This window comes from Streptomyces sp. NPDC025784 (assembly GCF_055558435.1).
Genome location: NZ_JBVHMN010000034.1, coordinates 47,979 through 58,441, shown reverse-complemented (window position 1 = coordinate 58,441; position 10,463 = coordinate 47,979). Strand labels below are relative to the sequence as shown.

General features: G+C 71.0%; 13 protein-coding genes. 4 read left to right on the top strand and 9 right to left on the bottom strand.

Going from position 1 to position 10,463, the window contains the following annotated elements; genetic code table 11:
- Together ACZ4IF_RS43475 and ACZ4IF_RS43470 are read right to left on the bottom strand one after the other, a co-directional pair.
- A partial coding sequence (locus ACZ4IF_RS43475) for a DUF2637 domain-containing protein (protein WP_359504666.1) occupies positions 1 to 107 on the bottom strand: 107 nt, incomplete at its 3' end.
- Positions 108 to 681: 574 nt separating this feature from the next.
- Positions 682 to 858 carry a CsbD family protein gene (locus ACZ4IF_RS43470; protein ID WP_345644943.1) on the bottom strand — a complete coding sequence of 59 codons (177 nt, stop codon included), beginning with the start codon at positions 856 to 858 and terminating at the stop codon, positions 682 to 684.
- A 130-nt stretch (positions 859 to 988) separates the two neighbouring features.
- On the opposite strand from ACZ4IF_RS43470, the gene ACZ4IF_RS43465 reads away from it, so the two are divergent.
- Positions 989 to 1,954 carry an LLM class F420-dependent oxidoreductase gene (locus ACZ4IF_RS43465; protein WP_467574515.1) on the top strand — a complete coding sequence of 322 codons (966 nt, stop codon included), beginning with the start codon at positions 989 to 991 and terminating at the stop codon, positions 1,952 to 1,954.
- A gap of 152 nt (positions 1,955 to 2,106) precedes the next feature.
- Here ACZ4IF_RS43465 and ACZ4IF_RS43460 read toward each other — a convergent pair whose 3' ends face one another.
- The 3 genes from ACZ4IF_RS43460 to ACZ4IF_RS43450 all read right to left on the bottom strand — a co-directional run bounded on the left by ACZ4IF_RS43460 (position 2,107) and on the right by ACZ4IF_RS43450 (position 3,179).
- Positions 2,107 to 2,262, bottom strand: coding sequence for a DUF6131 family protein (locus ACZ4IF_RS43460; protein WP_345644946.1), 156 nt, complete (start codon positions 2,260 to 2,262; stop codon positions 2,107 to 2,109).
- Between the two features lie 128 nt (positions 2,263 to 2,390).
- Positions 2,391 to 2,579 (bottom strand): non-homologous end-joining DNA ligase LigD, encoded by a 189-nt coding sequence (ligD, locus tag ACZ4IF_RS43455; protein WP_467574512.1) that lies wholly within the window; start codon positions 2,577 to 2,579, stop codon positions 2,391 to 2,393.
- A 405-nt stretch (positions 2,580 to 2,984) separates the two neighbouring features.
- The gene (locus tag ACZ4IF_RS43450) at positions 2,985 to 3,179 is read right to left on the bottom strand and encodes a DUF6381 family protein (protein WP_467574509.1); all 195 of its coding nucleotides are present in this window, start codon (positions 3,177 to 3,179) and stop codon (positions 2,985 to 2,987) included.
- 166 nt (positions 3,180 to 3,345) lie between these two features.
- On the opposite strand from ACZ4IF_RS43450, the gene ACZ4IF_RS43445 reads away from it, so the two are divergent.
- The gene (locus ACZ4IF_RS43445; RefSeq protein ID WP_345644949.1) at positions 3,346 to 3,564 is read left to right on the top strand and encodes a hypothetical protein; all 219 of its coding nucleotides are present in this window, start codon (positions 3,346 to 3,348) and stop codon (positions 3,562 to 3,564) included.
- 174 nt (positions 3,565 to 3,738) lie between these two features.
- Here ACZ4IF_RS43445 and ACZ4IF_RS43440 read toward each other — a convergent pair whose 3' ends face one another.
- Together ACZ4IF_RS43440 and ACZ4IF_RS43435 are read right to left on the bottom strand one after the other, a co-directional pair.
- Entirely contained in the window at positions 3,739 to 4,599 is an 861-nt protein-coding gene (locus ACZ4IF_RS43440; RefSeq protein ID WP_467574503.1) for a DUF427 domain-containing protein, read from the bottom strand.
- A gap of 312 nt (positions 4,600 to 4,911) precedes the next feature.
- Positions 4,912 to 5,781, bottom strand: coding sequence for an alpha/beta fold hydrolase (locus tag ACZ4IF_RS43435; protein ID WP_467574500.1), 870 nt, complete (start codon positions 5,779 to 5,781; stop codon positions 4,912 to 4,914).
- Between the two features lie 230 nt (positions 5,782 to 6,011).
- Here ACZ4IF_RS43435 and ACZ4IF_RS43430 point away from each other — a divergent pair, with 230 nt between their 5' ends.
- Entirely contained in the window at positions 6,012 to 6,524 is a 513-nt protein-coding gene (locus ACZ4IF_RS43430; protein ID WP_467574497.1) for a CGNR zinc finger domain-containing protein, read from the top strand.
- A 31-nt stretch (positions 6,525 to 6,555) separates the two neighbouring features.
- Here the strand turns inward: ACZ4IF_RS43430 and ACZ4IF_RS43425 are convergent, their stop codons facing one another.
- On the bottom strand, positions 6,556 to 7,185 hold the full coding sequence (locus ACZ4IF_RS43425; RefSeq protein ID WP_467574494.1) for a TMEM175 family protein: 630 nt from the start codon (positions 7,183 to 7,185) through the stop codon (positions 6,556 to 6,558).
- Positions 7,186 to 7,552: 367 nt separating this feature from the next.
- On the opposite strand from ACZ4IF_RS43425, the gene ACZ4IF_RS43420 reads away from it, so the two are divergent.
- Positions 7,553 to 9,316, top strand: coding sequence for an MOSC domain-containing protein (locus tag ACZ4IF_RS43420; protein WP_467574489.1), 1,764 nt, complete (start codon positions 7,553 to 7,555; stop codon positions 9,314 to 9,316).
- Between the two features lie 136 nt (positions 9,317 to 9,452).
- On the opposite strand, the gene ACZ4IF_RS43415 is transcribed toward ACZ4IF_RS43420, so the two are convergent.
- Positions 9,453 to 10,007: a L,D-transpeptidase family protein gene (locus ACZ4IF_RS43415; RefSeq protein WP_467574486.1), complete on the bottom strand. Its 555-nt coding sequence runs from the start codon at positions 10,005 to 10,007 to the stop codon at positions 9,453 to 9,455.
- Positions 10,008 to 10,463: the final 456 nt, after the last annotated feature.

Genomic DNA, 10,463 nt, shown 5'->3' with positions numbered 1-10,463 from the left:
CCCTTCTTGATCGCGAGCTCGCGGACGGCGGCGTACGAACCGGCGAAGCCGATACCGGCGATGATCACCGCACCGGTGACGACCACGCCGATGAGAACCCGGTGCATCCGCGTCAGTCGCAATGGCGCACCGTTCCCGACGGCCACGTCCCGTTCTCCCTTCGACGTCCTCTGCTTGAGCAGCCCTCACACTCCCACGACGAGCGGAGGGTTGGGGCCTCTCCCCGGCTCGGAACCGCCGGGGAGACACATTCTCCCGCGTGGCCGCACCGCACCCGCCCGCATCCTGCCGCACCGTCGGCCGTACTGTCTCGACGGGGCGTGTCGTTCTTGGAGGCCGAAGGTGACAGTGGATCTGCGGATGGGCGACGTCGTCAGCCTCTCCTGTCCCTACACCCCGGCGCGGGTCACCCGGAAGGCCCTTGAACACGTGGTGCTGAAGTGGCCGTGGTGGTCGGCCGATCCGCACCGCGCCTCTGAGCACGCCCGTGCGGTCGGCCGGCGACTCGCGCTCGGTGGACGCGGTGGTGCCGCCGAGTCGGGTCCGCAGCCACCCGCCCTCGTCGGACACGTGGAGTGGCGGACGATGCCCGTCGTCGCGTGCGGCCTTCGACGTGCCGGGTCGGCGCCCCACGGCTTGCGACGTGCCGGGTCGGCGCCCCATGGCTTGCGACGTGCCGGGTCAGCGCCCCATCATCCTGCGGGCCCTGTGCGCTGCCTTCTCGGCCATCTCCTGTGCCTTGCCGCCCAGCATCTCGGCCTGGCCCTCCCGCTTCAGGGACCTGTTGCCCACGGCCTTGCCGACGGTCTGCTTCATCTTGCCCTTGACCTGCTTCGCCTTGGCACTGCCCTTGCTCACTTGGACCGCGACCTCTCGAGCTTCGTTGCGGCGCGGGAAGGACGACACGCTCCCGCCCATGCTTTCACCCTGCGCTTGCCCGCACCGGGCGGCAACCTGTGCCTCTCGGTAAACCGGGTACTCGCCGCGTATGGCTCTTTTCGGGTACACGATGATGACCGAGCAAGCCGGCCCCCAGGACCTGGTGGCGCATGTCGTCCGGGCCGAGGAGGCCGGGTTCGACTTCTCGTTGACGTCGGACCATTACTTTCCGTGGCTGGACGAGCAGGGCCACGCCCCCTACGCATGGAGCGTGCTGGGCGCGGCCGCGCAGGCCACCTCACGGATTCCCCTGATGACGTACGTGACCTGTCCGACGATGCGCTACCACCCGGCCGTCGTCGCACAGAAGGCCGCGACGATGCAACTGCTGTCGGGCGGCCGCTTCCGGCTGGGGCTCGGCTCTGGCGAGAACCTCAACGAGCACGTCGTGGGAGGTGGCTGGCCCGCAGCCGACGTGCGCCAGGACATGCTGGCCGAAGCGGTGGAGGTCATCCGGGCGCTGTTCGGCGGAGGCTACGTCGATCATCACGGCGAACACTTCGACGTCGAGTCCGCCCGGCTCTGGGACCTGCCCGACACTGCGCCGCCCATCGGCGTGGCCGTCTCCGGGCGGCACTCCTGCCGGCTCGCGGGGCGGCTCGCCGATCTGATGGTCGCCGTCGAGCCGGACGCGGGCCTCGTCGCGGCGTTCGACGAGCACGGGGGTGCCGGCAAACCGCGTGTGGGTCAGCTGCCGGTCAGCCACGACTCCGATCGCGATGCCGCGGTACGGCGGGCGCACGAGCAGTTCCGCTGGTTCGGCGGCGGCTGGAAGGTGAACTCCGAACTCCCGGGGACCGCGGCCTTCACCTCGGCCAGTGCGTACGTGCGCGAGGAGGACGTGGCGGAGTCGATCCCGTGCGGAGACGACCCGGAGGTGTTCGTCGAGGCCGTACGACCGTATGTCGAGGCGGGTTTCACCGAGATCGCCCTCGTCCAGGTCGGCGGTGCGTCACAGCTGCCGTTCCTGGACTGGGCGCAGAAGACGCTGCTGCCCGCGCTGCGCGAACTCTAGGCCCGGGCGGCGCCGTACCCGCACACGGCCCTGCTTTCGTGTCCCACTCCGTCGTCCGCAGCGTCGTCGCTCCGTTCGCCGCGACGTCGTCGGCGACGCGGTCCGGGCCGGGTTCTGGCCGGCCCCGGCGACGGAGTGGGACGGTGGTCGGCTCACCAATAGTGGCGGCGGCCGGCGACGGCGTGCCCCATGGATCCCGCGACCCACAGGACCACGCCCACCACAGCCAGGATGAGCCCGATGGTCCACAGGATCGAGATCCCTGTGATGAGACCGATGATGAGCAGAATGATGCCGAGGGCGATCATGGCGTGCCTCCTGCGGTTGTCATGCCTTCTAAGCTGCCGAGTTCCCCCGAGCGGGGACGTCACCCATCGGTTCCCGCGAATCTTCGGGGGCGCTCGGGCGGCGTGGCCCACCGTGGCGGAGCCTGCCGTCAGCTCTCGTCGAGCCGCCGACGGGCGGCGCGGATCGAACAGCGGCGCTTCAGGACGTCGCTCCACGGGTCGGAATCCAGTCGCTCGGCGATGGAGTCGGCGCTGAAGCTGCGGGCGTCGATGGCCGGATCCTCGACCTCGTCCCAGGTCAGGGGAGTTGCGACCGGAGCTCCGGGGAGGGCGCGCACCGAGTAGGGCGCGACCGCGGTCCCCTTTGGTGATGCCGTCGCTGGGGAACAGCGTCTTGTCGGGCCGGCGGGCCGATACGGTCCGGCTGCCGACGCGGATGTCCAGGGTGGAGGTCATCGCGTCCTCTCGGGGGCTTCCTCGGCTGCCACCATCGGTCTTCGGCATGACATCCGTCCCGGGCGCGCGGCGCAAACGGCCGCCCCTTCGCCGGCTGCGGTGCGGCGGGAGGGCCCTGCCGGCCGGAGTGGCGCCGCGCGTGCGGGTGGCGGCGTCGGTTGCGGCCCGTCCCGACCCATGGCGGTTACCCAGGCTGCGGCATCCCTACCGCGGGCATCGCAGCCCGTCCCGTCTCTCCAGGCGCTGCCGACGGGTGACGGTCACCCCCTGACGGCACACCGCCCCCACTACCCCGTCGGATCCTCCTCGTCACGGCCGGGGGTGTCGCCCACCCGCTCGCTCTGCTGTCCGAGCTGCCGTGCCCTGCCCATCAGGCGTTCCTGCTCCTGCTGGTCCGCGGCGTGGCGGGCCTTCTGCTCCAGCTCTTCGGCCTGCGCGCGCATGTGCTCGGCGCGGCGTCCCGGTTCACCCGCGACAGTCATGATCGCTCCTTGCGGTGGGCTGAGCGTGCCCTGACAGGGAAGCAGCGCTTTCCCGGGAGCGCACCCTGGGCACGTCCCTCAGCGGGCCTCAAGACGGCTCCCGAGGGGTCGCTCGCGAGGCCCCCTCCTGTTGCGGCGGCCGCGACGCGACGTGAAGGTGATGCTCATGGTTGAGCGCTCCGTGATCGTCCGCCCTCCTGCTGACCCCCGCGGCCGTGAGGTCGTCGTCGACGGGGAGTCCATGGGCATTGCCTACGGCCTGCGTGACCTCGCCACGTTCCTGCGATCGGCGGGGTGGGCCGGGCTGGACGAGATCGACGTGGCGGACTCGCCGTTCATCGAGTGGCACGGCGGGGGCCCGGAGGTGTGGGCGCAGCGACCGTGAGTCGGCGCTGTGCTCGCGGTGCCCTGGTGCTTCGGCGGTACGGGGCCGACCGGGCCCTCGTCATGTTCCCGCGGTGAGGGACGGGTCGGACGGGAGCCCGCTCGCCGTCGACCGGCAGGCAGGTGCCGGCCATGAAGGTGTCGGTCGGCGCGAAGAGCTCGGTCGGCCGTCCGGTCAGTGCGCCTCGACCTCGTCGACCTCCAGGCCGCGGTCGATGCCGTGGGGGACGACCTGCTGCCCGGGTTCGAGGTGCAGACGTGTGCCGTCCAGGCGTACCTCGACCTGGTCGGGTTCGAAGGACACCAGGTCGTCGATCCGGTCGACCTCCCGGTAGGCGTTGCGGTACGACCAGGCGGCGCGGCGCGCGTCACCGATGTCGTAGTAGTCGCACAGGCCCTTGTAAGGGCAGAAGGTCTGCCCTTCGACCGGCCGCAACCGGCTCTCGTCGACATCGGCGCGGGGGACGTACCAGCGCGGCGCGAACCCGGACTCGAAGAGCACGACGGGGTGTTCGGACCGGGCCACCACGGTGTCGCCGAGGCGGACTTCAAGGGTGCGGGAGGTGTTGCGGATGTCGATGCGGTGGTACGGGTCCGCGGCGTGCCCCAGAATGCGCTCGTCCTCCTCGTAGAAGGCGTCCATCGCCCGCCAGGCGAAGGCGATGCGGTCCTGGAGTTCGGTGGCGTGCCCGGGCAGTGCGGTGAACTCCCAGGCGGCGCGCTCGGTGGTCCGGTCGCCGGCGCGCACCGCGTACCAGGAGGTGTCGCCGAGGTCCTTGTGCCGGGTGACCTTGCCGCTCGCGACCAGGGCCTGCGCGTCGACGTCCGCACGAGGGAAATAGGCCACGGGGTAGCGGCCCGGCTCGTGGAGCAGGACGACGTTCTCGCTGTCGGCGATCCAGGAGCCGTTGAACTTCACGCGCATGCGGCGGCGCAACCGTTCGGCGAACAGCAGGCGCTCCGGCATGGGGTGCGGGGTGAGGAAGTGGCCGATCGCTCCGTCGGCGAGGGGGCCTTGTTGCCAGGACAGTCCCATGGCGGTTCCTTCCGGGGATGGGGGTGGGCGAACGGCCGCGCCCCGCGGTGCTTTGACGGTTGGCGAGGATCAAGGAGTGCTGGAGCAACGGGACTTGGAATTCGCGGGCCTGCGGGAGCAGGGTCGGATGTCGTCCCGGCGTCGGCAGCCGCCCCATGTGTCGAGGGCTCGCACCGCCGACGTCGCGGGCGGTGCGCACGGCCTGCGGGGTGGCGCCGAAGGTGTGCCGGGCCGGGCGGGGCACGACCGCCAGGGCCCCTTGCCGGGCGCGGCGGGCAGGGTTCCGCCTCGCGGCCACCGGCTCCGTGCGCGTCAGGCGAGGACGCGGCCGAGGAAGTCGCGGATGTGGCCGGCGATGGTGCCGAGGTGGCTTTCCAGGGCGAAGTGCCCGGAGTCGAGCAGGTGGATCTCGGCGTCGGGCAGGTCCTGGGCGAACGCCTCCGCGCCTGCGGGGCCGAAGATCTCGTCGTTGGCGCCCCAGACCGCCAGCAGCGGAACCTGCGCATCGCGGAAGTACTGGTGGACCTGCGGGTAGAGGTCCACGTTGGTCGGGTAGTCGCGGAACAGCTTGAGCTGGATCTCGTCGTTGCCGGGCCGGTCCAGCAGTGCCTGGTCGTGGACCCAGTTGTCCGGGCTGACCAGGGTGGGGTCGGGGACGCCGTTCACGTACTGCCAGCGGGTGATCTCGGGGGTGAGGGCGCCGCGCACGGGTGCCTCGGTGCCGGGTCCCGGCGCCTCGGCGTAGGCGAAGAGTCCGTCCCAGAAGGCCTTCACGAAGCCTTCCTCGTAGGCGTTGCCGTTCTGGGTGATGACCGCGGTGATGCGCTCGGGCGTCTGGAGGGCGAGCCGCCAGCCGATGGGCGCGCCGTAGTCCTGCACGTACAGGGCGAACCGGTCGACGCCCAGCTGCCGGAGGAGCCCGGAGGTGACGTCGGTCAGGGCCTCGAAGGTGTACGGGAAGTCCTGCAGGCCCGGCATGGCCGACTGGCCGAACCCGATGTGGTCGGGCGCGATGACGTGGTAGCGGTCGGCGAGCGCCGGGATGAGATGGCGGAACATGTGCGAGCTGGTCGGGAACCCGTGCAGGAGGACGACGGCGGGTGCCCCGGGGTCCCCCGCCTCCCGGTAGAAGACGTCGAGGCCGTCGACGGTGGCGGTGCGGTGGTGGACTTCGACAGTCATGTCCATAACCTCTCCATCGATTTTCAGCGGTTACATAACCAGTCGAGCACGCCAAGACTAACCTGTCAAGCCAGCTTTACTGGTTAGGTCGATGCGAGTCCACGCTCTCACCCACTGAACCCGGACATCGCGACCGTGAGCGCAACTAACCCCCGAATGGACCCTCTCTGGTTAGCGCGAAGGATTCATGTAACCTGTCAAGCAACCTGAGCAGGTTAGGAGGTGTGAGAGTGGCCGACCGAGAACAACAGGACACCCTGCTGGAGCTCCTCAACAGCACTCCGGTGGTGCGCGACGAGGTCCAGGACCGACTGGCGGATCCGGAGGCGGCCGGGCCCTGGCAGCAGGCCCACGGCGGCACCGGCGGCCCTGGAGAGCACCGGTACCTTCTGCGAGCACGCGACGCCCTTCAGGACGTGGTGCGCGGAAGCCGGCCCGCCACCTCACTGGCACCGCTCCTCGAGGACGTGATCTCCCGCCCGCATCTGTCGCCCGCGGGCGTCTCCTGGGAGCTGGACGCCCCCGCGGAGCGCCGTATGGCGGTGGAAGCGGTCATGACGTGGAGCGCGCTGCAGGAGACGATGCCCGGTCGGCTCCGGCCGTGTGCCAATCCCGAGTGCCGGCGCTTCCTCCTCGACCGCAGCAAGACCAACAAGGCCCGATGGTGCTCGATGGCCCTGTGCGGCAACCGGATGAAGGCCCGGCGCCACTACCGGCGCACGCGCGACGCCGCCGCCGAGTGACTCCGCGTCGGCGGGCGGGGCCGCCGGGGTGTCACGCCTGATTCCCACGGCCGCGCCGACGCTTCACCCTGGCGATCTCGCCCGCGATGGGCAGCCAGTAGTAGGGGATGAAGGCGGCGATCACGGCCACGCCGAGCACAGGAAGCACCGCGCCGATCAGCGTTCCGGTGGCCAGCCAGGCGACGGCGAGCCGGAAGCGCCGGCCGATCGCCGCCGCACCGGCCGGTTCGAGGGAGGCGGCAAGCAGGCGGCGTCGGCGGACGTGCCACCAGATGACGTTGAACAGCACGGCCAGGAATGCGAAGGCCACGCCATGGAGGACCACGGCGGTGCGCTGACCGTGTCCGTCACGGAAGGCCTCGGCCAGGACCGAGGCGGCGAAGGGCAGGAAGGCCACGTCCATCAGCAGCACGGTGTTGAAGAACAACACCACCCGGTCGGCGCTGCGGACGTGGTCGAACATGATGTGGTGGTTGACCCACACCTGCCCGATCAGCATGAAGGTGACGACGTACACCAGGTAGGACGGCCACAGCGCGGCGAGGTCGTGCAGCAGGTGGCTGGTGTCCCGCGGCGGATGGATCTCCAGGACGAGCAGTGTGATGGCGATGGCGACGACGCCGTCGCTGAAGGCGACCACCCGGGTGGGGTCGCGCTCCACGCCGAACGACGTGGCTCCTCCGCCCGGCCTGTCCGGTCCGTCGGCTCCCGGCCCGTGCTCACTGTCGCCTCCCGGCTCGGCCGGCCCGTCGGTGCGTGACTTGTGCGGTCCCTCGCCTCCGGGCGCGTCCGGTCCTCCGGCTACGTCGGGTCCGTCGGCCCCTGACCCGCGTCGTCCGCCGTTTCCCGACCCGCGTGCTCCGTGAGCAGCCTCTCCCATCGCCCCAGCCTCCGGCACCTGAGGCCGGGGCGCGCGCCGTGGCGCGGAATCGCGAGGGTACCCGCACAAGAATTAGGATCGGCCCGAGCGCCCAGATCACCACGCCATGAGGGGCTGTCGTCCCTGCCGCCCCCGCAGGAGGTCCGCGATGGCGACGCTGCTGTCCGTCAACGTAGGAATGCCCAAGGACGTCTCCTGGCAGGGAAGGACCGTCCACACCGGGGCCTGGAAATCTCCCGTCCAAGGGCCCCGGATGGTGCGGCGGCTGAACATCGCGGGAGACGGACAGGGCGACCTCGCCGGACACGGCGGCGAGATGCGCGCCGTTCTCGTCTACCAGCTGGAGTCCTACCAGTACTGGCAGAAGCACCTCGGCCGCGACGACCTGTCCTTCGGGAGCTTCGGCGAGAACTTCACCGTCTCCGGCCTGCCCGACGACGAGGTGTGCATCGGCGACCGGTACCGCATCGGCGACGCCGAATTCGAGGTGAGCCAGCCCCGCGTCACCTGTTACCGGGTCGGCATGCGCCTGGGCGAACCGACCATGGCCTCGTTGCTGGTCGCCCACCACCGCCCCGGCTTCTACCTGCGTGTCATCTCCGAAGGCCACGTCCAGGCCGGGGACGAGATCACCCTCACCCGCAGAGGCCCGCACGAGCTCAGCGTCGCCGACACCGACGCGCTGCTCTACCTGCCCGACCGCGACCCCACCAAGCTGCGCAGGGCTCTCGGCATCCCCGCCCTGAGCCCCGGATGGCAGCAGTCCTTCCGGGAACTCGCGGCCGCCCAGCAGCCCAAGCAGGAGCCGGGTTGGCCCGGCGGGCGCGCCGAGCCGCAGCAGCCCAGAGAGGTGCCGGGATGGCCTGGATTCAAGACCATGCGCGTCGCCCGGATCGTGCCCGAGACCCCCGCCGTGTCGTCCATCCACCTCGACGCCACCGACGACACACCACTGCCGGACTCCCGCCCGGGCCAGTACCTCTCGATCCGCGTCGCCGTCGGCGACGGCGCCCCCGCGGTGCGCAGCTACTCCCTGTCCTCCACGCCCACGGACCGCTCGTACCGCATCAGCGTGAAGCACGAGCCGCACGGGCTGGTCAGCGGTTATCTCCACACGCGTCTGCACGCCGACGACCTCGTGGAGATCGCCTGTCCCCGCGGGACCTTCGTGCTCGAGGACGGCACCGGGCCGGTCGTCCTGCTGTCGGCGGGCATCGGCGTCACTCCCGTACTCGCCATGCTCCACGGGCTCGCCGCCGTACGCGACCCACGTCCCGTCTGGTGGATCCACACCGCACGCGACCGCGCCCACCACGCCTTCGCGGACGAGGTCCACGCGCTCCTGGCCCAACTCCCCCAGGCCCATGAGCACGTCTCCTACACGGCCGAGGCCTCCCTCCGTCCCGACGAGGCCCACATCGGCCAGGGCCGCCCCAGCGCCCGCTCGCTCGCGGCCCTGGGCATCCCCGCCGACGCCGACGCCTATCTCTGCGGACCGACCGCCTTCATGGACGACGTCGGCGGCTTCCTGCGCGAACTCGGCCTGGACTCCGCGCGGATCCACGTGGAGCAGTTCAGCGCCCTGCCCGCCATCAATCCGGGCGTCACGCCCACCGCCGCGGTCCGACCGCACCGACCACCCGGCCCCGAAGGCACCGGCCCGCTCGTCACCTTCGCCCGCAGCGGCGTCACCACACCGTGGTCACCGGCCCACGCCTCCCTCCTCGACCTCGCGGAGGCCTGCGACGTCCCCACCCGCTGGTCGTGCCGCACCGGCGTATGCCACACCTGCGTCACCCACGTGGTGTCGGGCGACACCACCTACACCACGCAGCCCCTCGAACCGCCCGAACCCGGCACCGTCCTCGTCTGCTGCAGCGAACCGACGACCGAAGTGGTCCTCGACCTCTGAACGGGCTGATCTGCACAGGACGGGGAGGTCGGCGCCCGTCGGGCTCCGGTCCGTCGTCGCCATGCGGTCGGTCCTGCCCTGCCTGGAAGGGGTGGAGCGAGCCCCCGAGGTTCACTCGCTCACCGATGGTGCGGAGTCAGCGCTTGAGGCGATCCTTGTCACCCATCACCACGACGGGGTGACGTGCGGGGTCGAGGGTGCGCAGCAGCGATCTCATCCCGGACTCCGGGACGGTGACACAGCCCGACGTACCGTCACCGTGGTCCAGATGCAGCCAGATGCCCCCGCCCTTCTCCACACCCAGGGGCCGGGACCAGTCGTAGGGCGGAGTGCCCTTGATCCGGTTGTAGTCGATGGCTATGACGTAGTCGAAGTCGTGCTCGTGGTCTTCGTCCCAGTAGATCGTGGACGCGAAGGCGTGGTCGTCCTGCCGGTACTTCAGCCGGCTGCCCGGGTCCGCCAGCACGCCGCCCGCGTCGGTCAGGGTGAACACGCCCACGGGGCTGCGCTCGTCGTCCATCCGATGGTCGGTCGACCAGCCCAGCCTGCCGTTGTGGGCGGGCCAGCTGCCGGTCTGTTTCCAGGTCTCGCCCCGCTTCTCGTAGAGGGCGACGACGCCGTCGGGTGAGTCCCTGTCGTCCCCGTACACGGCCACCACCTGGCGAGTGTCGGCGGGGACCTGCCGCCACATCCGGTCTCCGATGCCGGGAACGCGGTCGGGTTTCGCGGAGCGGGGGGAGGCGGACGCCGGGCCGTTGGTGCCCGGTGCACCACCGGGGCTCCTCCCCGCGGTCGTGTCACCGCATGCCGTGGCGATCGTCAGGAGAAGGCCACAGGCAGCGGTCGAGGCTATGGCGTGGCGGGCACTGCCGCGGCGCATTGCACGATGAGCGGATCGAGTTCTCGAGGATCTCCACATGATCAGGATTTTGTGGGGGCCGGGACATGCGGTGCATCCGGGCGCGGGCATCCGGCCTAAGGGCCGATCCGGCCCGACCAAGGGGCGGTGATTCCTCCGTCGCGTCGTCGGGCCCCCCCCCCGGGGGGGGGCGCCCCCCCGGGGGGGGGGGGGGGGGCCGGCGGCCGGCCGCCCCCCCCGGGGGGCCCCGGCCCGCAGGGCGCGGTAAGCGGGCGATTGAAACCAAAC